Origin of the sequence: Vibrio sp. ED002 (assembly GCF_023277445.1) — a bacterium.
In the GTDB taxonomy this organism is placed as follows: Bacteria; Pseudomonadota; Gammaproteobacteria; order Enterobacterales; family Vibrionaceae; genus Vibrio; species Vibrio jasicida.
Genome location: NZ_CP080239.1, coordinates 216,542 through 241,901, shown reverse-complemented (window position 1 = coordinate 241,901; position 25,360 = coordinate 216,542). Strand labels below are relative to the sequence as shown.

General features: G+C 44.8%; 23 protein-coding genes. 12 read left to right on the top strand and 11 right to left on the bottom strand.

Annotated features, from left to right (window positions below):
- Position 1: 1 nt before the first annotated feature.
- Complete coding sequence (locus ITG12_RS17915) at positions 2-217, bottom strand: hypothetical protein (protein WP_042604483.1); 216 nt, start codon at positions 215-217, stop codon at positions 2-4.
- 227 nt (positions 218-444) lie between these two features.
- Between ITG12_RS17915 and ITG12_RS17910 the strand changes: the two genes are divergently transcribed.
- Positions 445-759, top strand: a complete 315-nt coding sequence (locus ITG12_RS17910) for a DUF496 family protein (RefSeq protein WP_005373603.1) — start codon at positions 445-447, stop codon at positions 757-759.
- A gap of 123 nt (positions 760-882) precedes the next feature.
- On the top strand, positions 883-2,220 hold the full coding sequence (locus ITG12_RS17905) for an MATE family efflux transporter (RefSeq protein WP_038877631.1): 1,338 nt from the start codon (positions 883-885) through the stop codon (positions 2,218-2,220).
- Positions 2,221-2,311: 91 nt separating this feature from the next.
- On the opposite strand, the gene ITG12_RS17900 is transcribed toward ITG12_RS17905, so the two are convergent.
- On the bottom strand, positions 2,312-3,304 hold the full coding sequence (locus ITG12_RS17900; protein WP_104026547.1) for a Gfo/Idh/MocA family oxidoreductase: 993 nt from the start codon (positions 3,302-3,304) through the stop codon (positions 2,312-2,314).
- A 53-nt stretch (positions 3,305-3,357) separates the two neighbouring features.
- Positions 3,358-5,994, bottom strand: a complete 2,637-nt coding sequence (locus ITG12_RS17895; protein ID WP_038877636.1) for an ATP-binding protein — start codon at positions 5,992-5,994, stop codon at positions 3,358-3,360.
- Between the two features lie 631 nt (positions 5,995-6,625).
- Between ITG12_RS17895 and ITG12_RS17890 the strand changes: the two genes are divergently transcribed.
- Both ITG12_RS17890 and ITG12_RS17885 read left to right on the top strand, forming a co-directional pair.
- On the top strand, positions 6,626-8,059 hold the full coding sequence (locus ITG12_RS17890; protein ID WP_038877638.1) for a glyceraldehyde-3-phosphate dehydrogenase: 1,434 nt from the start codon (positions 6,626-6,628) through the stop codon (positions 8,057-8,059).
- A gap of 257 nt (positions 8,060-8,316) precedes the next feature.
- Positions 8,317-8,538, top strand: coding sequence for a hypothetical protein (locus tag ITG12_RS17885; protein WP_005442428.1), 222 nt, complete (start codon positions 8,317-8,319; stop codon positions 8,536-8,538).
- Between the two features lie 158 nt (positions 8,539-8,696).
- Here ITG12_RS17885 and ITG12_RS17880 read toward each other — a convergent pair whose 3' ends face one another.
- From ITG12_RS17880 to ITG12_RS17865, 4 genes are all read right to left on the bottom strand, one after another.
- On the bottom strand, positions 8,697-9,311 hold the full coding sequence (locus ITG12_RS17880; protein WP_005433441.1) for a LysE family translocator: 615 nt from the start codon (positions 9,309-9,311) through the stop codon (positions 8,697-8,699).
- A gap of 108 nt (positions 9,312-9,419) precedes the next feature.
- On the bottom strand, positions 9,420-10,334 hold the full coding sequence (locus ITG12_RS17875; protein WP_038877640.1) for a LysR family transcriptional regulator: 915 nt from the start codon (positions 10,332-10,334) through the stop codon (positions 9,420-9,422).
- Positions 10,324-10,701: a nuclear transport factor 2 family protein gene (locus ITG12_RS17870; RefSeq protein WP_038877641.1), complete on the bottom strand. Its 378-nt coding sequence runs from the start codon at positions 10,699-10,701 to the stop codon at positions 10,324-10,326. The genes ITG12_RS17875 and ITG12_RS17870 overlap by 11 nt, the downstream gene beginning before the upstream one ends.
- Complete coding sequence (locus ITG12_RS17865) at positions 10,698-11,153, bottom strand: Lrp/AsnC family transcriptional regulator (protein WP_038877644.1); 456 nt, start codon at positions 11,151-11,153, stop codon at positions 10,698-10,700. Before ITG12_RS17865 ends, ITG12_RS17870 begins: the two co-directional genes overlap by 4 nt.
- Positions 11,154-11,329: 176 nt before the next feature.
- Here ITG12_RS17865 and yjeH point away from each other — a divergent pair, with 176 nt between their 5' ends.
- The gene (yjeH, locus tag ITG12_RS17860; RefSeq protein ID WP_038877647.1) at positions 11,330-12,592 is read left to right on the top strand and encodes an L-methionine/branched-chain amino acid transporter; all 1,263 of its coding nucleotides are present in this window, start codon (positions 11,330-11,332) and stop codon (positions 12,590-12,592) included.
- An 11-nt stretch (positions 12,593-12,603) separates the two neighbouring features.
- On the opposite strand, the gene ITG12_RS17855 is transcribed toward yjeH, so the two are convergent.
- The gene (locus tag ITG12_RS17855; protein ID WP_038877649.1) at positions 12,604-14,037 is read right to left on the bottom strand and encodes a PLP-dependent aminotransferase family protein; all 1,434 of its coding nucleotides are present in this window, start codon (positions 14,035-14,037) and stop codon (positions 12,604-12,606) included.
- A gap of 80 nt (positions 14,038-14,117) precedes the next feature.
- Here ITG12_RS17855 and ITG12_RS17850 point away from each other — a divergent pair, with 80 nt between their 5' ends.
- Positions 14,118-14,774 carry a pyridoxamine 5'-phosphate oxidase family protein gene (locus tag ITG12_RS17850; protein WP_038877652.1) on the top strand — a complete coding sequence of 219 codons (657 nt, stop codon included), beginning with the start codon at positions 14,118-14,120 and terminating at the stop codon, positions 14,772-14,774.
- Here the strand turns inward: ITG12_RS17850 and ITG12_RS17845 are convergent.
- Complete coding sequence (locus ITG12_RS17845) at positions 14,755-16,077, bottom strand: ATP-binding protein (protein WP_038877655.1); 1,323 nt, start codon at positions 16,075-16,077, stop codon at positions 14,755-14,757. The genes ITG12_RS17850 and ITG12_RS17845 overlap by 20 nt on opposite strands.
- A 2-nt stretch (positions 16,078-16,079) precedes the next feature.
- Positions 16,080-16,772 (bottom strand): response regulator transcription factor, encoded by a 693-nt coding sequence (locus ITG12_RS17840; protein ID WP_038867340.1) that lies wholly within the window; start codon positions 16,770-16,772, stop codon positions 16,080-16,082.
- A 371-nt stretch (positions 16,773-17,143) separates the two neighbouring features.
- Between ITG12_RS17840 and ITG12_RS17835 the strand changes: the two genes are divergently transcribed.
- Positions 17,144-18,679, top strand: coding sequence for a hypothetical protein (locus ITG12_RS17835; RefSeq protein WP_038877657.1), 1,536 nt, complete (start codon positions 17,144-17,146; stop codon positions 18,677-18,679).
- A 12-nt stretch (positions 18,680-18,691) separates the two neighbouring features.
- Positions 18,692-19,381 (top strand): hypothetical protein, encoded by a 690-nt coding sequence (locus ITG12_RS17830; protein WP_248874640.1) that lies wholly within the window; start codon positions 18,692-18,694, stop codon positions 19,379-19,381.
- A gap of 70 nt (positions 19,382-19,451) precedes the next feature.
- Here the strand turns inward: ITG12_RS17830 and ITG12_RS17825 are convergent, their stop codons facing one another.
- Entirely contained in the window at positions 19,452-20,453 is a 1,002-nt protein-coding gene (locus tag ITG12_RS17825) for an AraC family transcriptional regulator (protein ID WP_038877660.1), read from the bottom strand.
- 107 nt (positions 20,454-20,560) lie between these two features.
- Between ITG12_RS17825 and ITG12_RS17820 the strand changes: the two genes are divergently transcribed.
- The 4 genes from ITG12_RS17820 to ITG12_RS17805 all read left to right on the top strand — a co-directional run bounded on the left by ITG12_RS17820 (position 20,561) and on the right by ITG12_RS17805 (position 24,955).
- The gene (locus ITG12_RS17820; RefSeq protein ID WP_005433326.1) at positions 20,561-20,887 is read left to right on the top strand and encodes an MFS transporter; all 327 of its coding nucleotides are present in this window, start codon (positions 20,561-20,563) and stop codon (positions 20,885-20,887) included.
- Positions 20,887-22,110, top strand: coding sequence for a biotin/lipoyl-binding protein (locus ITG12_RS17815; protein ID WP_038877661.1), 1,224 nt, complete (start codon positions 20,887-20,889; stop codon positions 22,108-22,110). The genes ITG12_RS17820 and ITG12_RS17815 overlap by 1 nt, the downstream gene beginning before the upstream one ends.
- 101 nt (positions 22,111-22,211) lie before the next feature.
- On the top strand, positions 22,212-23,534 hold the full coding sequence (locus tag ITG12_RS17810) for an AarF/ABC1/UbiB kinase family protein (RefSeq protein ID WP_038877663.1): 1,323 nt from the start codon (positions 22,212-22,214) through the stop codon (positions 23,532-23,534).
- 74 nt (positions 23,535-23,608) lie between these two features.
- Entirely contained in the window at positions 23,609-24,955 is a 1,347-nt protein-coding gene (locus tag ITG12_RS17805; RefSeq protein ID WP_038877664.1) for a magnesium transporter, read from the top strand.
- The last annotated feature ends 405 nt before the right edge of the window (positions 24,956-25,360 follow it).

Genomic DNA, 25,360 nt, shown 5'->3' with positions numbered 1-25,360 from the left:
CTTAATGCTCTGATAAGATCGACACTTTGGTCATCTTTCCATTCTCATCAACCATCATTATCTTCGAACGGTTGAGTTCGACTTCTGTGATTTCGAGTTGTGTTCTTGCTGTAACGTAAGCCGCTTTAAGTTTATCTGCCAATGAGTCGGTGGTTGATTCCATTTCTTGGCTTTCGACTTGCTCCGCAGTATTACCAGAGTTCATTTCGAGCTTCATCATATTGTCTTTAATAAAGCTGATAATATAGCGTCAAAACTCCTATGACAACGAGTCGGTGCATTTCAGTGAACGATAATCCAAGCTTTTCAGTAACGAGTGTTAACAACACATCAGAATTGGTGGATAAATGTTCAACCCTACGCCACGTTTGATCTAAAGACTGTTATGCCACGAGATGTTGTGCTTTAATCGAGTCAGATATTCACAAATTAGGAAAGGGAACCATGAGTAGCGTATTTGAAATCGTGAACCAAGCTCGTCGTAAAAACAAACTAAAACGTGAGCTGCTTGATAACGAGAAAAAAGTTCGTGATAACCGTAAGCGTGTAGACCTTCTAGAGAACCTACTAGACTACATCAAACCTGAAATGACTCACGACGAAATCGTAGCGATCATCAAAAACATGAAAGCTGATTACGAAGACCGCGTTGACGATCACATCATCAAGAGTGCAGAAATCTCTAAAGCACGTCGTGACATCAGCCGTCGTATCCGCGAACTGACTGAAGAAGACAAGCAAACTAGCGGCAAAAAATAAGTCGAATTAGTTTCAGAATTCAACCCCGAGCAGGGATAACTTGCTCGGGGTTTCTTTTTGTCTCTTTGTTGTACACTGTGTACAATAAAATCAACTTCAGTTCCAAAAACATTCAACGTTCCTATGCCTTTAACTTCTTCTACCGCACAACCGACGCTAGCAAAACAACTGTTTACGATGACATGGCCAATGCTCTTTGGTGTGTTGTCGTTGATGAGCTTTCAGCTAGTCGACAGCGCCTTCATAGGCCAACTAGGTGTGCTGCCTCTCGCTGCACAGGGCTTTACTCTACCACTTCAAATGGTGGTTATCGGTATTCAAGTCGGCCTTGGCATTGCAACAACCGCTGTAATTTCAAAAGCATTAGGCGCAAACGATACCCGCTATGCAAAGCAATTAGGCGGTCTGGTTTTAATGATCGGATCGGTGGGCGTAGCAGTATTCGGCTTGCTCATTTGGTTGTTGCGCTACCCTATTCTCTCACTGTTGAGCGCACCTGATACCGTAATGCCAATTATCGACAGTTACTGGCCTTGGTGGCTGTTGAGTTCTTGGGTAGGTGCGGTGCTGTATTTCTACTACAGTATCTGCCGCGCAAATGGCAACACCATGCTACCTGGCACCATGATGATGGTCACCAGCGGCGTGAACTTAGTGCTCGATCCGTTGTTTATCTTCACGTTTGGTTTGGGGATTAACGGCGCAGCAATTGCCACCGTCATCGCCTTTGGTTTCGGTATATTGGTCGTCGCTCCTCGTGTTCAAAAAAACCATTGGGCAACCTTCCAGTGGCAGGATTTGAATGTGGTTAAGAGCATCACGTCCATCGGTAATATCATGGGCCCAGCGATGATCAGCCAGCTTCTACCACCTCTATCATCTATGTTAGCGACCAAGCTACTTGCAGGCTTTGGTACGGCGGCAGTTGCATCTTGGGCTTTGGGCTCGCGCTATGAATTTTTTGCGATTGTATCGGTATTGGCGTTAACCATGTCAATGCCGCCGATGGTCGGACGCTTATTAGGTGCGAAAAACTACACCGACATTCGCGCATTGGTGTCTATTGCCGTTAAGTTCATCCTTGGTTTCCAGTTGTTGATTGCGCTAGTAACCTTTGCCGCAGCTAACCCACTCGCCTTACTTATGACAAGTGATACTCAAGTAGAACAAGTCTTGCACATGCACTTGATGATTGTCCCAATCAGTTTAGGTTCACTTGGGGTGTGCATGTTGATGGTGTCGATTTGTAACGCACTGGGGAAATCTTATACCGCACTAACCATCTCAGCCCTGCGCCTGTTTTTGTTCTTCCTACCGTGTCTATGGGTAGGGGCTCAGGTGGGAGGCATTCAAGGTCTACTGATTGGCGCTTGTATTGGTAACCTTATGGCTGGAATCGCGGCTTATATTACGTACCAAAAAACCATTAATAAGCTCTCAGCTCAACAAGTCTCAATGTAACGACGCTTTCGAGTAACGCCGAAAAACAAAGCCCTCACTTCAACGGCGAGGGCTTTGTTGTTTTAAAAACGAGAAGTTGAACGAACTAACCTCAACTAAGTAAAGACATCTTATCAGCAGGGAAAACCACGCCAGTTTGCCTTCTTACTTCGGTCAGTACTTTTGCAACGGTCAATGAACGCTGCTTCATTTGATCATCCATCACACCCAGTTTAAGTTGTTTAGCAAAGGCTTGAGCTTCATAGAACATGTGGTTCTCTTCTTGCGGCAGCGTTAGGGCTTCTTTATCTTCACCGCGCGGAATGCGTTCAACACCACGACCTGTCGCAATCATATCGACAATCACACTACCCCGCTCACCTTGAAATTCACTTGGAATGAGTGAATCACTCACCTTAGAGTGTAATAGGTTCACATTAAAGCCATCGTACGCCAGTGTTACGCTGCCACAACCATCTACGCCTGATGATAAGATGTGAGCACTTGCTTGAACACTATTCGGCTCACCAAACAGTTCAATCGCAGAACCAACACAGTAATAACCAATGTCCATGATTGAGCCATTAGAGAACTCTGGGTTGAAGGTATTTGGGTTTTCACCGTTTAGGTATTTCTGGTAACGAGAGGAGTATTGGCAGTAGCTAATCGTTGCATGACGAATAGGGGCAATCGTCGGTAAGCTGTCTTTCAACACTTGGAAGTTTGGTGTGTATGGCGACATGAAGGCCTCGAACAGCACCACGCCATTTGCTTCTGCAGCCTTAAACATGGCTTGTGTCAAAGGATAGTTAGACGCCATGGGCTTTTCACAAATGACATGCTTACCAGCGTTTAGCATTTGAATAGCTTGAGGCGCATGAAAAGAGTTAGGGCTAGCAATGTAGACCGCATCGATATCTGAGTCTTTACTTAAGGATTCTAAACTATCGTAATAAGACGCTGCGCTATAAGGTTCACCAAACGAACGTGCCTTATCAATATCACGTGAATACACCGCTTGTAGGCAAAATTCTTTACTTTGAATGGCCGCTTCAACAAATTGTTGGGAGATCCAGTTAGTTCCAATAACAGCAAGTTTGAACATGTTACTTCCTTTTTTCATTATCGTTCGGTAGCCATAGGGCCCATCAGAGCGATTTAAGCAAGCTTTAGTTCATTAAACAACTCAAATAGTTGGTTCGATTTGTAAGGTTTCGGTAAGTATGCATCCATCCCCGCCGCAAAGCAGTTCTGAATGTCTTCCTCTAGTACGCTCGCGGTCAAAGCGATAATGGTGATCTTATCGCTGCCCACTTCTTTTTCCCAACGACGTATCTCTTTTGTGGCGGTTAAGCCATCCATCACAGGCATCATGCAATCCATCAGAATCGCATCAAATTGCTCTCCTTTTGTAATGGCTTCTAATGCTTCTTGTCCATTACTGGCAATTAAATAATCGTAGCCCGCTTTATCAAGAAAGAAACTGGCAATCTTTTGGTTCATCAAATTGTCTTCTGCAATCAATATCCGGCGATGAGTTCGAGATTGGTTAATGTTATGAATGACAGCTGACGCCGTGACGTCGTAACTTTTATTATTCTGTTCGACTTGAGCAAGCTCATCAATGGCATGTCTGAAGCGATTACCAAGGAAGGGTTGAGTCAACACCGCATGAATGCGCTCTGAGTTGGTATAGGTCGTAGCGAGATGATGCTGACAAACAATGATTCGACTCACATCGACATATTTCTCTAGTTCATCGATGGCCGAGTCCAATGTACTTTTACCATCATGGCAGTAAAAAATGACTTCGGCTTCTCTTGAAGAAAAGGTCAAATCATCAATGCGCTTAACCTCTGAAAGTTGTATTCCTGCTAAACGGCATTCTTTAACGATTTGGTCGGTGTAAGGGTATTGGTCTGTGATGAGTATGCCCGTTCGAATTAATTCTGAACGCCAACCAACAATTGGTAGCACTTCTACCTCGATTGAGAATTCGAAATGGGTTCCTATCCCTTTCGATGATGTCGCGGTTAATTTGCCGCCCATCATGGCAACCAATTGACGACAAATCGCTAAGCCTAATCCAGTACCACCAAACTGACGCGAGATGCCTTCATCTTCTTGGGTAAAAGGTTCGAAGATGGTATTCAGTTTGTCTCGCTCAATGCCTATCCCTGTATCTGTCACTCTAAACGTTAAGAAAACGCTCTTTTGCGTCGTCGATTCTTGGTAATCAACATCGACAGAAATGTGCCCTTCATGAGTAAACTTCACCGCATTCGAGACTAGGTTCATGATGATCTGTTTGATGCGGTGATCGTCGACCATAATGCGTGGAGGAATACGTTCATCCAGGTTAATGTTTAGTTCCAGTTGCTTGGACGTTGCTTTAGATTGAAACAAAATCATTGACTGATAAACGACCTCGCGAATGTCAGTCTCGATTAAGGAAAGCTGTAAGTGACCAGATTCAATTTTCGATAAATCGAGAATGTCGTTTAGAAGAGTCAGCAACGTATGAGACGAAGTATCGATATCGGTTAAGACTTCTTTCTGATGAACTGAAAGGTCACTTTGGGACAGAATCTCCGTCATCCCAATAATGCCATTCAATGGGGTTCGTATTTCATGGGACATGCTGGCAAGGAAAACTGACTTTGCTCTGTTAGCCGAGATAGCTGACTCTTTGGTTTTTAGAATCTCTTCTGTCTGTCGGTTTTGCTCTTCCATCATACGATTGACTTGCTGCGCGAAAATGGTGAACTCATCATTACCATCAACGGCCACTTTCTCCCCTTTAACGTGTTCATGGATGAGCGTGTTGAGAGAGTGAATGATAGAGTCCAGTTTGCTGTGCACTCGATACCAAGTACCAAACCCCAGCCAACACAATAAGACGATGATGACCATGACTCCCGACGTCATCAGCGTGATGCTTTGTTTTTGCGAACTGACTTGTACTAACAATGCACTCTCGACTTGTTGAGTGAACCCTGCCGTCATTACTTGTAAGCGTTGTACGCGGTGGTCAAGGTCTCTAAGGTAAGTTACATAATCCGATTGCGATAACTCACCTGCCATCAAACGCCCACGAGCTTCAATGCTAGAAAGATAGCGCGGCGATGTGTACAGGCCCAGTAGTTTCTCAACTTGCTCATTTGAAGCCCCCAGCTTTATGAACCCTTCCAAACTTTGCTGCTGCCGCTCAATTGATTGGAAAAACATGCCTTGATTGGGCTTACTCTCCGGCTCTAACACCAAGCGATAGGTCAGCCACGCCTCTTTTTGCGTCCAATAAGAAAGCTGTGCGAGGTAAGCAATGAAGTCTTGCATCCAATGCGCTTCGTCACTGTCAAATAGATGGTAATGCTGAACCAATGCCTCAGACATCTCCTGTAATAGTCGAAATGACCAATCTCCTGCATCCACACTGTCCTTTATGTCGCCGGAGATCACATCTAGCATGGCTTGCTTTAAATCATTGGAATATTCCGCTGTGTGACTGTTTTGCATGAACTTGTCGTAAATCGCGAGGGCTTTGTCTCGTTGAACTTTGACTTCGATCGGAAGAGGTTGCTCTTCTCCATATTGATGACGTTCTTTCTCCATCTCATACACAAAGTGGGATGCTTCAGAAATCAACTTCAAGCCTTGAATATTACTGACGGTTTGGTTGAGTCTGGCTACTCGTTGAGAGTTAATAGAAAATTGGTGAACGGCGAACACAGAAATAACCACCGCAGGTAACAGTGCGAGTAGAGCTAAACGTAATTTTATAGAAAGTTTTATCATCCGTTCGCCCGAGTTAAGAAAAGGCCCTCGAATTAATACTAGACTACTTTCATAGATTGAATATGAACTTATGCGAAGCGTTTTATTGGCGCTTTTGCTTCGCTTATCTGCTCAAATAGGCAAAAACAACACTTAGCGCCCTTTGTTGCACCAAGGTTAACCGAACAAAAAGTGTGACTGCTTGCAAAATTTTGCAGCATCATTTTTAAACAGATTTGGTTAAATCGACATAGACCATTGGTGAACCCTAGACGGTCATTAAAAAGTTGATAAGACGTTTACCATTTTCGTGTTAAAGAATACAAACATCACAAATTCCAAATGGTAACTATCATTGTTGCAACCTTTCTATTTGAGATGATCCTTTATAATCACGAATTAAGTTTCATATTTGTAAAAAGTCAATCCCCATAAAACCCTGCCTTAGTCACATTAATCAACTAATCAAAAGACGATTTGCCACACTTTAAGCTGGATTTATTTTTCCTAGCAGAATAAGACCTCCGCCCGTACAATCCGCACACATAATTATTACAACCCAATTACATAACACCCTCACTTTACGCTCTACCGTTGAGGTAACAGCTGAAAGTAAGGTCAGCCCCCAAAACGTGAAAGGTCCGAAACAACAATGAGTCCAGAGAAATATCTCCAAGACTGGCAAACAAGCCAAACGATTGCTGAATCTATTTCCCCTCTTATTGGTAAGCTATATCGTCAAAAAGGAATTGAAGTAGTTCTTTTTGGTAAGACACTTATCAACGCCACCACCATCGACATTCTCAAAACTCACCGCATTGCAAGACGTTACACTGGAAGTCCTCTATCTCTTGAACAAACCATGCCGATCATTCAAGCGTTGTGCGAAATGAGCATCTCATCTTGCCGTGTTGATGTTGGCCAGCTTGCTGGTATGTACTGGAAAGATCACGAAGACACCTCTGCCCTAAACGACTTCTTGCACACAGCTTTGCACGGTGCCCGTGATGCTGATTCTTCTTTAGCGGCTCGTGATGTGGTTCTTTATGGTTTCGGTCGCATTGGTCGCCTATTGACTCGCCTCTTGATTGAAAAGAGCGGCCCAGGTTACCCGCTTCGTTTGCGTGCGATTGTGGTTCGTGGCGGTAAAAAAGGCGACCTTGAAAAACGTGCGAGCCTATTGCGCCGTGACTCTGTACACGGTCAATTCAATGGCAGCATCGTTATCGATGAAGACCGCAAAGCCCTCATCATCAACGGCAACTACATTCAAATCATATACGCAAACAACCCAAGTGATGTGGACTACTCGGTTTACGGTATTAACGATGCACTTGTTGTTGATAACACCGGTGTTTGGCGTGATGCAGAGGGACTAAGCCAACACCTAGCATGTAGCGGGGCAGAAAAGGTGCTGCTTACTGCGCCAGGTAAAGGTGAAATCAAGAACGTCGTATTTGGTGTGAATGAATCTGTGATTCAAGAAGATGACACCATCATCTCTGCGGCGAGTTGTACAACCAACGCCATTACACCGGTCCTTAAAGCGTTAAATGACAAGTATGGTGTTCTTTCGGGTCATATTGAAACGGTACACTCTTATACCAACGACCAAAACCTCATCGACAACTTCCACTCTGGCGATCGTCGTGGTCGCAGTGCCTCTTTGAACATGGTTCTCACTTCAACAGGTGCTGCGAAAGCCGTCGCAAAAGCACTGCCTGAACTAGCTGGTAAGTTATCTGGAAACTCGATTCGCGTCCCTACTCCAAATGTATCAATGGCTGTTGCAAACCTAAACTTAGGTGAAGATGTAGACCGTGATTCACTGAACGACTACCTGCGTGAAATGGCGTTAAACTCAGAGCTTTCTGCTCAAATAGATTACACAGATTCGACAGAAATCGTATCAAGCGACCTAGTTGGATCTCGTCACGCAGGAGTGGTGGACGGACAAGCGACCATCGCACAAGACAAGCGTTGTGTATTGTACATCTGGTACGACAACGAATTCGGTTACAGCTGCCAAGTTGTGCACTGTATGGAACAAATGATGGGTGTTCGTTACCAAACATTCCCTCGATAAGGTGAAACCTTGCTCCACAACGTTAACCACAATAGGTAACGAGTAGCACCGCAGCATTTGTTTTTAATAATAAGCGCCCCGCGCATTACTAATAGCTCTTCCCCGTTTATACGCCTGATGACCTCAGGCGTTTTTTCGTTTTTAAGACTCTTTGACATTCCTCAGACATTAATTAACCAACTTGAACGCTATATTCATGTTTCGTTCATGTTCAGAGCACTAATATGAACCCATAGATTGAAAGAGAGGTCATGATTATGAATCGAATTATCGTTACTGCACTAGCACTGATTACTGGCTTTTTTACTTTGGTATTTAGCCTAATCATGGCGATTCCTTTGACCATCGCAGCCCTGATCACTGGTAAACGTATTGAAAAGCGCGTGAAGCAAATGCAGCAAGAAATGCATGAAGAATATGAATTCAATACGGGCAAATCCGACGCGATTGAAGGCGAGTTTGAAGAAGTTCGTCGCTAGCGTTTCTGAAGGTTCCACACTCCCCCTATGTTCCTGAGCAACCTTCTTTGCTGACACCCTATCTCGTTAAGAGTTAGGATGTTTTTTTGTCTGCCATATACAAGAAAGGCTACCATCGCGGTAGCCTTTCTGCTTTTTAAACAATGCGTTCAGCTTAATTAAATCGTCACAACCACTCGCACCGCCAATAGCATTAAAACGATGCCGGATAGTCGGTCAATCAATACTGCCTTTGAGCGAATACGGTCCACAACGCGCGAGTTAGACAACACCAAGGTAATAAAGGTATACCACAAACCATCGACAACAAATGGCGTCGCGACGATGATCATTTGGTTGCTTAGATCATTACCTAGTGCAACAAATTGGCTGAACAATGCAATAAAGAACAGTGCGATTTTCGGGCTTAGAATCGAAATAAGAAAACCTTCTCGCGCCGATTGTAAAACCGTCGTCTCTTCACCAGATTCTAGCTTCGCTGCTACACCACCTTTTGAGCGTAAAGCATTGAAACCGAGATACGCCAAGTAAGCAGCACCTGCCAAACTGATTGTCTTAAATAGCAATGGGCTTTGTTGAAGTACCACTGCCAAACCTATCAAGGTAATGAACGCATAAATACCAATACCAAACGCGTGCGCCCATGCGGTAGCCAAACCATTCACGCGGCCACCAGCTAACGAGTGCTTAGCAACAATCGCTAAACTTGGACCTGGCGACATTGCCCCTAATAAACACACGGTAAAAAGTGATAACCAAACTGTTAGTGTCATAAGAATCTCCCCTCTTTGACGCTAATCTATCAACGGAACAGGTATAATTAGAAATCAAAGTTTTTCATACTAACCATGATTTCAAATCATAACTAAATAATGCATTTATTATCGAATGGAATATTCTGAAATCTGCATGACCGAACGAATCTCTTCCCGCACCCATCTATGCGCCGGATCCGTATCGTATTTTGGATGCCACATTAACCAATACTGATGAATAGGCGTTTCGAGAGGCAGTGCTTTATGGGCCAAGTCCCAATGCTTCGCAAGATTGACCGCAATATGCTCAGGAACCACCATCAGATGTTCACTAGAAACTAAGCGATTGATGGCAGCAGAGAAGAAAGGCACTTTGAACGTAATATGACGCATATGACCTAGCTCTCTTAATGCTAAATCGGTGTACGAATCTTTGTCCCCACCACCTGTGACTTTAATGTGGGAGTAAGAAATTAAATCTTCAACACTGATGCTGTCTTGCTTTGCTAACGGGTGAGAAGCTTTCATCAAACAAACTGATGAGTCTTCACCAATCTTCACACTGGATACGCCCTGAGGCTTCTCTGGATACATGGAAGACGCGATATGAATACCAGTTTCATGAAGCTTATCTAGAAAATCTGGCTGCCACAGTCGGTACGCCATATCTAAATGAGGAGCAAAGCCACTCAGATGAGAGGCAATATCAGGGAGGACGTATTGGGCGACATAATCACTCGATGCAAATACTAACTCCGCTTTCCAATCCTCAGGTTCAAAAGGCTTGTCATCGAGAAGGTGATCGAATTCCGCTAACAAGTCATCTAACTTCTCTTTTAGAAGCAATGCTCTTGGTGTTGGGATCAGTTGGTTACCCTGTCGAACCAATAAAGGGTCACCGCACAATTCACGTAACTGCGCTAATTGACGGCTTACCGCCGATTGGGTGATGTACAAACGCTCAGCAGTTCTGCTCACATGGCACTCTTCAAGTAGGACATGTAAAGAGCGCAGTAGATTCAGGTTGATGTTATTCAGCACGCTCAACCCATTGAGCACGCCAATCTGCCGCGGCGTAATCTTCCGGCCAGTATTCCACTTGTTTGCAAATCAGGCCATCACGGACAGTATGAAAAGTAATTACCCTATCCGAACGTACACCATCACTAACGATTACATCGGTAACGACTTGATCAGCATCAGCCACGATGCGTTCGATAGTAAAGGTCCATTTCCCGTCCGCAGGATAAGCTGAATTGAGCTCTGCAAAGTTTTTTCTACCTCGAATCACTTCTTTAGTTAATGGCCAAATCACGGCGCAGTCAGCTGACAAACACTCTGCCGCCGCATAGAAGTCATTGCTTGCCATTACGTTCCAAAAATTGAGGACGATGTCTTTTTCGTTCATTTTACAAACTTACTCCCTGTGGTATTGAAAAACTCCGTTAACACGGTATGTGTCATCACGTTACGAAGCTCTGGATAGCTTTGGATATAATCTCGAATCTCGTTGAGACGCGCGATATTAGGCACTTCGACAAACAGCATCATATCGGTTTCACCACTAATAGCGTGACACCATTTAACACCATCGATTTTATACAGGTCATTAGCGTAATTGTCGCAATGATGGCTAGAAGCGGAGGTATCAAATTTGAGTGCCATGTAAGCACAAATCGTCGACTCTTTAGATATCGCAATATCGGCATGATAGCCAAGGATGACTTGGTCATTTTCAAGCTTTTTGATCCGAGCTGTCACAGCTGAACGTGACAGGCTAACTTGCTCTGAGATTTCAGTAATAGAGAGACGGGCGTTCTGCCGTAATAGGTCTATGATCTGATGATCAAATTTGTCCATAACATCACCAAGCTTTCCTTAATTTTGCCATTCTACTCAATTACAACTTATTGAAAACCGACAATTTGCGGTTTATCGGCAAAACAACCGTCATTTTGACGGTCGACAACATCATTTTGCTGTGCAGAATTTAGATATGCTTGTGGCTCGCATTACCTAGACGTTCAGAGGTCGTTATGGAACAACTCAAAAAAGACATTACGCTGATATCCGGAATCGGTCAGCTCTCAACTACCTTAATGGGCACGGGTCTATTTATGATCCCAGCGATTGCCGCTGGCATTGCAGGTCACTTCTCACTTTGGGCTTGGATTATTTTATTCATTGCCATTTGCCCTATCGCGCTTACCTTCGCTCAGTTAGGCAAACGCTATCCAAGTGCTGGTGGTACAGCATTTTTCGTCCGTAAAGCCTTTAATAGTAAGCTAGAAAGCAGCGTGGCGTGGTTGTTCGTTAGCGTTATTCCTGTTGGTGTGCCTGCTGCTGTCGCACTTGCTGCAGGCTTTTTACAACAACTGTTACCAGAGTCCATTAGTAATCACCTTTTCGCTCAAATTCTCACGGTCGCTCTGTTAATGGTGGTCAACTTGCTCGGCACAAAATCTTCTGGTCGCTTACAAACCATTATCGCACTGAGCATTTTTGCTCTGGTCGGTGCATTTCTGTGGAAAGGCGATGTTGGTTCTGCCGATTTAACCATGCCTGTCATTACGATGGATTCAACTTGGTCGATTGCAGCGGCTTTGGGCGTGATGTTCTGGTGTTTTGTTGGAATAGAAGCTTTTGCTCATATGGGCGAAGAGTTTAAGAACCCACAACGGGACTTCCCGATTGCCATCATCGTTGGTTGTTTTGTTGCAGGAATCACTTACTGGGCATGTTCGGTCGTCATTCTAAAATTTGGTGCTTACGGCAATGCCCAATTCGATAGTGCATCGATCCCTTGGCTGAGCGCCCACCTATTTGGTGAAAACGCTAAATGGATAATCAGCGTGGTTGGCTTTTCTGCATGCTTTGCCAGCGTAAACCTTTATACGCAAAGCCTTTCTCGAATGGTATGGGCGCAAGCAAGAGAACACAAGCCAACCAGCGCTATCGCGAGAGTGTCGGTTCGAGGCGTTCCAGCAAATGCCACTCTCGTTGTTGGTGTTATTTTGCTAGTTTCGTGCGTTATTGGGTCACTATCTGGTTTAGATCTGGAGTTTTTCCTCAAACTCGCGAATGGTATTTTTGTTCTGGTCTATCTATTGGCAATGCTTGCTGCTTACAAATTGCTACAAGGTTGGGGAAAGATCCTCGCGGGAATTTCTCTTGTACTGTGTACAGCAGTATTCATTTGTTTGGGTTGGTCTATGCTCTACGCCGTTACTATTTTTGCCGTGCTCTCTTTACCGTGGAGGCAATGGCGAAAAAAGCACACTAGACGGGTAACTGAATAAGACCCTACTCCTTATTCAAACAACTGAGAGAGTTGCTCAACCAACGCATCAATATCTACTAACGCGACATTGCCATAGCCTAGTACAGCGCCTTGCCAATCTCGCGTTCTAAAACCTGAATGCTCATAAAAACTCATCGGACGCAGCACAATACCTTTTGACTGAGCGCGCTGCGTCCATTCATGTTCATCAATTCCCTGCTGCCACTTTAAAGTAATATGGAGACCAGCAGCCTGACTGATCACCGCAACTCTATCGCCAAAGTGCTTTTCAACCCCCAAACACATTTGTTCATGCTTAATTTTGTACAGTCGGCGCATTTTTCGGATATGACGCAATAACCCACCTTCAGTGATAAAATCTGCCAACGCTTCTTGTGCGTGCGTAGGTGAATCACCACTTAACGCATCTTTAACCACCAAACATTGTTCCACTAAACGTTCAGGAACCACAAGGTAGCCAAGCCGCAATCCGTTAAACATCACTTTACTGAAAGAACCCACATACAACACGCGATCATCTCGACCCATTTGAGCCGCTAGCCCTTGTAGGCTGGTATAGGGGCGATGAGCAAACTGGAATTCGCTGTCATAATCGTCCTCGATGATCCAACGTGATTGCTCAACTGCCCAGTTGATGATCTTTCCTCTTTGCTCGGTATTGAGTGTGGTGCCCATCGGATATTGATTACTTGGGGTGATATACAGCGCATCGGCATCACTTGTGGTCACCGCTTCCACATCAAAACCTAGTTTCTCTCGTACGAACAAAGGCTCAAATTGATACTGCTGAAATTGAATCAACTTACGCATTTGTGCGTAGCCCGGTTGCTCCATCAGAACCTTATCACCTTGCTTGAGAACAACCATCGTCGCAATCGACAACGCCTGCTGCGCCCCAGAGGTAATAATGATGCGCTCTGGGGAGCAATTCACAGAGCGGCTTGATGCAAGGTAGTCAGCTAAAGCACAGCGTAATGCCCAACTGCCCTGGATATCTTGATTGCCGAGCAAACAGGAACGGGAGAGATGGCGAGCAAGTAACTTTTGCCATTGCGCCATCGGAAACGCCTCCAAATCAGGCACCCCCGGAGCAAATGCGCGGTTGATGTCAAAGTTGGTTTTCGGTGAAGAGTCCGTCTTGATTGAACTAGGCTCAGGTAAATACTGCTCCGGCAGTTCTACGGCAACATAAAAGCCTGAACCTTTTTGACTATTCAAATACCCTTCCGCCACTAGCTGCTCGTAGGCAGAAATCACGGTATTCCTGCTGAGATGAAGCTCTTGTGATAGTTTTCGTGTAGAGGGTAGCTTGCCATTCTTCGCCCACAATCCTTGAACAATCTTCTCGCGGATAGCAAAAAACAACGCTTGCTGACGCGTTCCATCACTTTCTTTTAAATGCAGGTCACCGATATCAATCAAAGACAAACTGGATCCATCCATTAGTTAAAACTGGCTCTCTTTAAGCTACCAGTTAAACGCTACATTGCAATCAAAGACTGAGGAGCAAATAAGGAGAGAAAATGTTATCCAATACTAATAGAACGGAAATTAAGAAAGGCGTACATAAAGCCGTCTCTGATGTTAGCAAACTGCACGCCATCATAGATGAAAGCCTGATCGCTCATATTGCAATAACAAACGAGTCTGGCCCTGTAGTCATCCCCATGTTGGCATGGCGTGTCGATGATTACCTGTATATCCATGGTGCCAACAACAGTCGATTGTTACGCTCACTCAAACAAGGAGTGCAAACGTGCCTTACCTTTACTTTGTTTGATGGTTGGGTATTGGCTCGAAGTGCGTTTCACCATAGCGCGCATTATCGTAGTGCCGTGGTCTTTGGGCAATTTGAGATGGTGGAGAATAACCTAGAGAAAGACAGGTTACTGAATCACTTTATCGAACAGATCGCTCCGGGGAGAACGGAAGAAGTTCGTTTGAGTAATGAGAAAGAACTCAAAGCCACCATGCTACTGCGTATTCCACTGACCGAAGCATCGGTAAAAATAAGCAATTTTGGCGTCAACGACGATTCAGAAGACATGGATATTCCCGTTTGGGCTGGCGTATTACCGTACCGAACGGTTGTAGGCCCACTTGAACCGTGTAACGATTTATATGAGGGTATTCAATCGCCCGATTACCGCCAAGCCTACCCTAATCGCTGGTCGGAATAAGCACGGTAAATCGCGCGCCACCTAAGTGACTTTCTCCAACAGAAAGATCCCAGTGGAGCAGCCTCGCGGCGCTGGTTGTTATCGCGAGGCCCAACCCGAATCCTTTGATATCAGCGTTACGGCTTTTATCCAATCGAGAAAACGGCAAAAATATTTCCTCTCTTTTCTCTTCTGGTATACCAGGCCCATCATCTTCAATATCAACTATCCAAAAATGCTCAACCTGTCTCAGCGTCACAGTCACATTACCGTCACCATATCGCTTGGCGTTTTGCAGCAAGTTATCAATAACCAAATTTCCTAGCGTCGGTTGCAAACCAATCATAGGGTCTTCTTTTGCTTCTTCAGCCAACAACAGCACTGCCCCTAAATCATGATAGTGCAGTCGATGTTTTAGCCATTGAGGTAAGTGCACCAACTCATACGTTTCGTTCATCAAATGATTATTCGAATTCAATCGAGATAACATCACAATATCGGAGGTGAGATGGTTGACTACGTCGACATACCGTTCAATATCATCATGCAATTCAGCTTGCTGCGCCCCCTCACAACGTCGTGCTAAATCGGTCGCGAGCTGAATACGGCTTAATGGTGTACGCACTTCATGAGGAATAGCTTGAGTGAAAATCACACTCTGTCGAACCTGTCTTTCAATGTCTTCCGCCATGGTATTAAAACCACAAGCCAATTCGCGTATTGGAGCGGAGAAATCCTTAAGCTCAACGCGCTTACTCAGTTCTCCCGCGCCAAACTGTTGTTGAGTCGCAGTTAAATGACGAATCTGATTTTCCAACTTTCGAACCGGAATATAAACCATCACGCCTAAGCTAAGAATCACGGCGATAATCAATGTTACGACGAAGATGATCTCTGAATCCTCGTCCCAATCTATATCGGGACTGAAAAAATCACCTTTCTCTTTAAAGACTAAGCTTTCTGATGTGTTGGGCAGAGGAAAAACGGCGGCGTACAACGTATCATCAACCAAATAAACGGGAATACCTTGTAAGTGATACAACAATTCGCAATGGTGGCACGGTGCTGAGCCATCCCAATCATGAAGCAAAGTCAGGTCGAAGATAAAGAAATCTTGTTTTCCTTTTTCGGTGAGGTTTTTGTAAAGCGAGTCTTCTGTCCCACGTTGCTCTATGTACTGATCAACAAAGTAAGCACCGTCTTCGAGAAATATCCCCACTTCCGTTTTGCGCATGAACTCTTCACCCATAAAAATGAACAAAGTGATCGTCAGAGCTAACCCAGAAATGATACCTACGTATAAACGAGTAAACGTCGAGAACATCGTTATTTACCCGTCAGCATGTAACCTCGGTTACGGACAGTTTTAATGGTAGCAGTATGAATATGGGCTTTGGAAAACTTCTTTCTTAAGGAAGAGATTCGCATATCAATCGAACGATCAGTAATGCAATACTCGATGCCTCTTGCTAATCGACAACAAGATTCCCGCGAGACAGGTTTATCAACGTTAAGCATTAACAGTTCGAGTATTTCAAACTCAGAGTCAGTTAAGTCTATATCTTGTTCCAAATAAAAAGCTTTAGAACGGCGAGTACACAAGTCAATTCCGTAACGGCTTAATTCCACGGTTTCAACCATGTCCACTTGACGACGATACCGACGCAGAGCAGCTTCAATGCGAGCGAGAAGGATATTGCCTTTAATCGGCTTGGTTAAGTAATCGTCAGCACCGAATTTGAGCAGGCTAACTTCACTCATTTCATCATCAGTTGCCGTCAACACAATAATAACGCCCTGATAAAAATCGCGCGCTTCTTGGCAAATCATCGCGCCGTCTTTACCGGGAAGCATAAGATCGAGTAAGACTAAATCAGGTTTAAACGCTTTGATGCTGTCTAACGCATTCAAGCCATCATCAACAATAGTGACAAGATAGCCTTCTGCTTCTAGATACATCTTGGTTAGTCGAGCGATCTCAGAGTCATCCTCTACGAGCAAGATTTTATTGCTAACCATGATTTATTCACTCCATCTATAAAACAGAAGAAGTATATCGTCCGATTTGTAGGGTGCAACCCACTCTATTGACACTTTTTCCTACAAGAAATGCCTTACAAACACTTACAAACCATACATTTATAAAAACACGCACAGCTAATAAAACCAGAAATGGAATTACCAACCACACAATTATGATTAAAAAGATTTTTAAGCTAAAACTTAATGCAAATTTAACACATAAATCCATTATTATTTTAGATTAGTCGAATTAAAAACCTTACAAGAATTCATTCCCAACAGTTATGACTTCATTTGCCCATATAGACAGAAATTCCTGTTACTCATAGATTCTCGGGCGAACCTTCAGTCAGTGAGTAATACAAAAAATGAAATTCGCTCAATTATCCCCTTTGGCAATATTGTGCGCGGTAAGCCTTACGGCTTGCGGTGGTAGTGACTCCAGCTCGAAAACATCGACAACGACTACGCCACCAGCCCCAGTATTGAGCACCGTTATCATCCCTAATGTCGTTTCTACAGCGTTTCCTACTGAGTTGAAGGTAGCTGCTGATGCTGGCTTCACCCACTATGTAAAAATCTCGCTTTCTGAAGCCAACAATGATGATGCATTTCATATTGTTGCGGTTGACAATGGTGTGAACAATGAAAAAATCTTTCGTGCCGCAAAAATTATCCAGCACCTACTCACAACCCAACCGAATTCTAAATACGGTACCGACAAATCTCGCATCGCTAAGACACTAGCAGCACGTGACGCGACATTGATGTTGACTAAAAACGACGATCAAAATGATGAGATGCTGACAAAAATTTTCGTCAGTGAGCTTATTCGTCAAGGCAAGTTGAACCACGCAATTGCTGATTCAGGTCTAACGCACACTTTTGATACCAGTTCTTTAGAAAAGTTTGTGGAAGACATGATGGCACTTAGCGAAGAGGACTTAGATTCACTTGTCGATTCGATTGCAACAACCTTAATGAACAGCGCAGACACACCAAACTGGTTGATGAACAGTCAATCTTTAATGTATCGCGAATTGACCGTTGAAGGCGATTGCCATTACATGAGCAACTTTGCCGATTACTGCGCTAATCTGGGTGAGCATGCTGACCGAGACGCTGCTTTTGAAGAGATTCTACATTTGGTTCAAGCGCAAGGCATTGCGCCTAACGCGTCGACTTCGTCACTGCAAAACGGCATTCAAGCACATGCACTGAGTATCTATTCCGATATGCAAGCTGGCAAGCCCACCGTGTGGCGTCCTACACAAAGAGACTGGGAAGATTGGGAGTCGGACGACTTCGACCCGGAGCGTGTTAAGCAAACCGGCCCTTCTTACTCTCATGAATATTTTGCTGCTGCTTTTGAAGCTTACATGGGTGTAGCAAAAGCAAACGGGCAAGGCCTAGACGGCTACCAAGCTTTAACGCGTGAGGAAATGCAAAGCCAAGACCCGCAAGCGGTTGATTGGATTAGCGGCTTATTCCACGGATATTTGCAATACACCGCGAACATCGACTCTGCTGGCGTCAAACTCTACACGGAGAAGACGAATCCAGGCACAGTGCCTACCTTCCGTATGGCACCAAACAAAGACGGTTTGGTAGAAGCATACACCTACAAATCTCAGTGGCTCACAAAGGTAAAGATCGTTGGCGACCAAGCAATCAATGTCATCGGTAACGATCAAGACAACACCTTCGAAGGCAACAACAAAGATAACAGTATTTACGGTGAAGGAGGCATCAACACCTACATCGTGCCACACAAACTGGCGGAATGTATCGTTATCAAAGCGAAGAATGTAACTGTTGAGTGTCCTAGCACAGGCACTGACGAGCTATACGACATTCAGAACATCCAATTCACCGACCAAACTTTAGACGTAACGAAGCTATAAACGATGAAAAACATGAAGAAACTTACTCTACTTTCTCCCCTAATCCTTGTTGGCTGTGGTGGCCTTGCCGTCATGGATCGTACTGATGCAGTAAAAGCGCAACCAGAAATGTTGGTAAAAACCGACGGCGATTTTTGGGGATTCGGAGCCGATGGTCGATTTGATTTTGCCGGTAAGTACAAAGGTAAATACTCGCGCAGTGCTTCGAACTCAAGCTGGTTCAATCGCATCTCGTTCAAAGAAGGCGCAATGGGTGCAGAAGTGACTCGCGTAGACAGCGGCGAAACCTGGTTACTGAGCTGCACAGGTGGTGGTATGTCAGTGAACTACATGGGTGTTGATTTTGGTGGAAACGACCCTTACACATGCCAAATCACCCAAGACGGTGTCAAAGTCGGTGAGTTTGCAATGAAGCCAAAATCGGCACTGATCGATATCAGTCTAGAAAAGAAAGAGACTGGCAGCGTTCGCGTTGGCAACACGCATTTCAACGTAGAAACCGTGCACACAAGCCCTGGTTCAATGATGGCGGTAGATATTCCATTGGGTTACAGCTTCAAGCAAGGCACACAAGAAATTGCTGCGGTACAAACCAACGGTACAATCGCAGTGCAAATGCTTCCCGAGCTTAGCGATCAACAAAAAGACGTGGTGGCTATTGGTGCCGTTGCGAGCGCACTGAGCTGGCGTCCAGAAGAATAAGCGCTTAACAACATAGAAGAACCAAAGTCCTCAACCTAGAGGGCTTTTTGTTAATACATGACTTGTCACGCTATTTTTCTAGGCGCGCCGCGTACTGCTTTGGCGTCAGCCCACGATGTTTTTTGAACATGCGATTGAAACTCGCCACATTGGTATAACCAAGGCGTACAGAAATATCATCAATACTCACGCGTTTGCTCAATAACCCTGCCGCAACATTGCTCAATACATAGCCTGAGACCGTCGAGTAGTTGAGCCCTAATTTGTGCAAACGGCGTTGAAACTGCTGATCAGATAAACCAAGCAGAGAAGATACTCGCTCTAACGTTGGTAACCCGTAATGACTGCTGTAGTGCACCACTTCATATATCACTTTCAGTTCATCTTCTGGATCGGGCATATTGAGCAAATCATCCAAGTCGGAAAAGCTCATCGCTAAACGGTTGTCTTCACGATGAGTTACCTGCCGAGAAGCAAGACGGTCATCACCGTTAATCCATATTTCTGTCTTAGGTTGGCTCCAATCGATATCGCACCCGAAATACTCTCGATACAAATCATGATTCTTCCTTGAACCAGAAACCAATACGCGAAGCGGTTTATAATCTTTACCTAGAAATTCTCGAAGAATTTTAATCATAAAAATGGCGCTACGAATACTATCGTGAACCTTTATATTGGTATCAATAAAGGGATTGTCGTACGTCCACTTAATGATCTTGCCCGATTGTGCTCCAGCAAAGAACGCCCCAGACTGAAGGTTACTCACGCCATAGTTCACACGTCGAATTGTGCTGGCTAGATCATTACCAGAAAACAACCAACGCCCAACAGGTCCAAGTTTTTGCAAGTCGATATCTCGGCTGACATTCAATATTACGTCTGGATCACCACTCATCCTTTCAATCCGTTGATACCATTCACTGACCGCTTTCAACGGAATCAAGGTCATAGGGTTATGGAAGACTGAAGACGGAATCCCAAGCTCATCAGACGTCAAATTGTATTTAGATAACGCAAGGTTATGCATGTTTAAAATGCCCATCGCGCGAATGAATCGAACTGTTTTCATAACCAATCACATCAAAATTCATCTTGTAGTGATTGAATGTGTCACAAAGACTCATCCATTTCAATTCCTGCTCAAAATAAGCCAACAGTTTGATAGAGGAGTGTTTAATGAGTTTACTGAGTGTCCCATTTGTCGGAACAGGCGCAGATACTGCGTTACATGTTGTCGCTGCCGTCGTTTTAATCGCGAGTGTTGCAGGCGCGTGTTACGGCTTTTGGAAAATCCATGAGTTGCCTATTAATAAGGCGCACAGCAAGGACCATCATCAGATAGGGCTTATCACTGCCCTCACCTGGATAGGATTTGTCTGGCACTGGGTATGGGTGCTAGCCGTGATCTTTGCATTCGTTGATATGGAAAAAGCCATCATCAATCTGCGTGATACATGGAAAAGTAAACCGCAAACAGAAACACAGCCACAAGAGGAGGCATAATGTTAGAAGGTTTAGCGGTATGGGCACTCTTCATCTATCTGCTCCGTTTAGTCGGTATGCCTTGGAACAAAGCGACCAAATCGTTCGCTTACCTTGGCGGTTTGGGTTGGCTGATGTTCGTATGGGTGGGCTTGATTAACTTCACTCCGATGGATTTGTCCGGCGGTTCAGTGGTGCAATCTCCTCATGTTCAATTGCGCCCAGATTCAACTAACGTGAAGGGCAAAGTTGACCACATATACATCAAGCCAAATCAACAAGTTGAGAAAGGTCAGCTCATTTACGAACTCGACCCAACGCAATATGAAATCGCACTGAATCAAGCACGTGTATCGGCGGACTCTGCCAAAGTGGCTCTGGCAACAGCGAAAGGTGACATCGCCATAGAAGAAGCGAACCATGAAGCGCTTGTTCAAGATTTAGAAACATCAAAGAGTCAGTTGGAAGCAGCGAAAGTTGACTACAAATTGCAGAAAAAGATGCTCGATCGTTATGTTGAGCAAAACCGAGTGGTGCAAAACACCATTACGGAAAGCGACATCGACAAACAGTCGAGCACGGTAGACATGGCTCGCCACAATGTGTTGACTCTGGAATCTCAAATCAAGAAGAAACAAGTCGATATTTCACGTGCGAAGCTGGCGATTCATAAAGCGGAGCTAGCGGTTGAAACGAAACAGGCTGAATTGCGTCAAGCGGAAGAGCAAATCGCAAAAGCACAATGGGATTTGAACAGCACCAAAGTGCACGCACCTAGCGATGGCTTTGTGACTAACTTTATCCTGCGTGAGGGTCAGCGTGTATCGGCGATGCCACGTATCAATATGTACACCAACGAGAAGTACGTACTAATGCGAGTAAATCACCAAGCGATTCGTAACGTCAAACCGGGTCAACCTGCGGAATTCTCCTCTTCGGTTTATCCAGGTAAGATCTTCTCAGCAACCGTCGAAGGTATTGTTGAGGCGACAGGTGAATCACAAGGTAACCTGATGGGGTTCGATGACTCTGTTCGCGTGACAACTGGTAAAAACTTGCAGAACAAACACCACTTTGTTCGTCTTAAGATTGATGAGCCAGAAGGCTACGACATCCCTGTTGGCTCTGTTGGCCTTGCATGGGTCAGCGGTGAAAAACCGATAGGCTTCATGGCCTTCTTGGATGTGATTCGCGGGATCATCATCCGAATGAAGTCTCAACTGTACTTCTTCTACTCTATCTAAACTCACAAACCGCCAGTTCCGCTGGCGGTTTTCTTTTCATTTGTATCCAAGCACGTACTTTTCCCGTATAACAATTAGTTAGTAAACAACGGAGAAGATTCATGTCGGCAAAGGAAAGAAGCCTACCTACCCATCGCATCTCAAGATTCAGCAAGTTCGCTTCACTTGCTACCCGTGTCGCAGGCAATGTAATTGCAGAAGGCACGAAGCAGATCGCCAAAGGCAACAAACCAAAAGCGAAAGACCTCTTGTTGACACCGCAGAACATCGCGCGCTTAACCGACCAACTAGCGCACTTACGTGGTGCTGCAATGAAGCTCGGTCAAATGCTGTCAATGGATGCTGGTGATGTTTTAGAACCTGAACTCGCCGATATTCTCTCACGCCTTCGCTCCAACGCAGACCCAATGCCAGCGAAGCAACTGAACGGTGTTATGGAAGGTTCACTTGGTGCTAACTGGAAAGCCGAGTTCCTCTCCTTTAACTTTAAGCCTATTGCCAGCGCCTCAATAGGACAAGTGCATCAGGCTTACAGCGATGCAGGTGATAATCTAGCCGTCAAAGTGCAATATCCAGGCATAAGAAAAAGTATCGATAGCGACGTCGATAATGTCGGCACACTACTCAAAGTCGTTGGGTTGATTCCGGAGTCCGTCGACTACAAAGGACTGCTCGAAGAAGCGAAAAAGCAACTGCATGATGAAGCCGATTACGCACGAGAAGCGCAATTTGCCATTCGTTATCATGACGCTTTGAAAGAGCACCCTCATTTTGTTGTGCCAAAGATCCATACTGAAAGTTGCTCCGATTCCGTTCTCGCGATGGAATTCATTGATGGTAGTCCGATTGAGCAAATCGAACATTATGATCAGAGTACGCGAGATTTTGTCATGCATAGCCTACTCGAATTACTGTTCAGAGAACTGTTCGAATTCAAGATGGTACAAACCGACCCAAACTTTGCTAACTACTTATATATCGAAAACACTCGTCAAATCGGCTTGCTAGACTTTGGGGCGACTCGCGAATACAGCGAACGATTTAGTACTGGCTACCGCCAAGCCTTTGCATCTGTCGTGAATAATGACGAACAAGGCTTGAATGACGCGCTTGAACAGATTGGCTTCTTCAGCCAAACCATCCTGCCAGCACAGCGCCAAGCAATTCTCGACTTAGTTAAAATGGCGTGTGAACCCATGTTGGTTGATGAACCTTACGACTTCAAAGCCAGTGGCCTAGCTCAGAAACTCCGAGAAGCCGGCACCATTCTAAGCATGAAGCAAGAGTACTGGCACACCCCACCAGCGGATGCACTATTCCTGCACAGAAAAATCGGTGGCATGTACTTGCTCGCCGCTCGTATTGGCGCAAAAGTAAACATTCGCCAACTGGTCTCACCTTACCTACAGATTATTGACGAATAGGCTATTGTTTTTCTGCTACTTTCGAGTACCTTGATCCGCTGCCTATAAGAATAATCTGACTGTCGGGGTGCTCGTTGAGTAAGTTTCAAGACCTTTCCACTCTAATTGAACAAATTGTCCAAGCAGAAGAAGCGGAGCAAATCACCGCTCTCAATGATTCTATCGAATGCGGCCTCGAACCCGGTGCGGTTGCGCTGATTCTCGAAGCCTTTCCGATCGATGATCGTGTGAGATTGTGGCGCGCATTACCTATGGAGTTGCACATCGATGTACTAACAGAAATGCGTGCAGAAGTACGTCTTTCGATCATCGAAGCACTTTCTGAAGTTGAGCTAAAGCTTACCTTAGCCAAGCTAGATAACTTATCTCTGATCGAATGGGCAGACTCTCTGCCTGAAGAGTTTATCAATGAAGCGTTAGAGTTGATTGAGAAAGATGAACTCGACCTCTACGATCAAGCCAACGAATACGAAGACGAAGAACTTGGCCGCTGGGCTGAGCGTAAGATCATCACTCTCCCTTTTAATATCACGGTTGGCAAAGCTCGACGCCTAATGGAGCGTTACAGTTACGACACACCGCAGCAGGTGTATCTCATCAACCGTAAGAAACAGTTTCGTGGCGCGGTGAACTACTATGAAATCTTGCGTAGTGAGGAAGACGTTCGCCTTAAAACCTTAGCGATAGAAACCGTCACAGTACTCGACAGTAAAATGGAATTATCTGAGGCCGTAGAAGCGTTGGAGCATAGCCCCCTGCCAGCGTTGCCAGTAACGGATACCGACCAAACCTTAATCGGTGAAGTGGATTGGCAATTCGCATTAAGCACGCAGCGTGAAATATACGAAGCGCGTTTAATGGCTGGTACGGGTATGGATGAAGGCGATGACTTATTTGCTCCGGTATTAAAAAGCTCTCAAAAGCGTGGGGTTTGGCTGGGCATCAACTTGCTAACCGCTATTTTAGCCTCTGTCACTATCGGGTTGTTTGAAGACGTAATTTCACAAGTGGTTGCTCTCGCCGTTCTGATGCCAATCGTTGCCTCTATGGGTGGTATCGCGGGCAGTCAGACACTTACTCTTATGATTCGCGCTATGGCGTTAAACCAGATCACTCCGGGTAACCGTTTTGCACTCTTGAAAAACGAGCTTGGTATTGGTTCTTTGAACGGCTTACTTTGGGCGCTGATCATCGGTGGGCTGACGGGTTTATGGTTCCAATCAACCGTACTGGGCGGCACCATCGCATTAGCTATCATCGTAAATATCATAACAGCAGCCCTATTTGGTGTTTTGATCCCTATTGTTCTGGATAAATTGAAACTCGATCCTGCTTTAGCTGGTTCCGTCATTTTGACTACCGTGACAGATGTGGTCGGCTTCTTCGCTTTTTTAGGAACAGCAAGCCTAGTAATGTTGTAAAAACGATTGCTCTAGTTAATTAATTCATCATTAGCATTATAATTACAAATTGCAAAACGAAATTGCATTTTGCAATAAGCGAGGGATTTTAGGCAACCTATGTCACAGAAACCGCGATTTTTAGGCGGTTATAAAGTTGGCACACTAACTGCATTAGTATGACTGACCCTTCTTAAGCCGAGGGTCACCTAGCCAACTGACGTTGTTAGTGAACTCAATTTGTTCACAAGTATATAAGCCAATCGCACTCTTTGCGGTTGGCTATTTTTTTATCTGTACTTTGTACATTCACCTTCACTTCCGCTCCAGCCTTTCAGAACTCAACTATCTCTCATAGAAAATACTTTCTAGGCGGGCATAAATGCTCATCAACCCAGTTCGTTTCCATTACTTTTTAACTTCTTT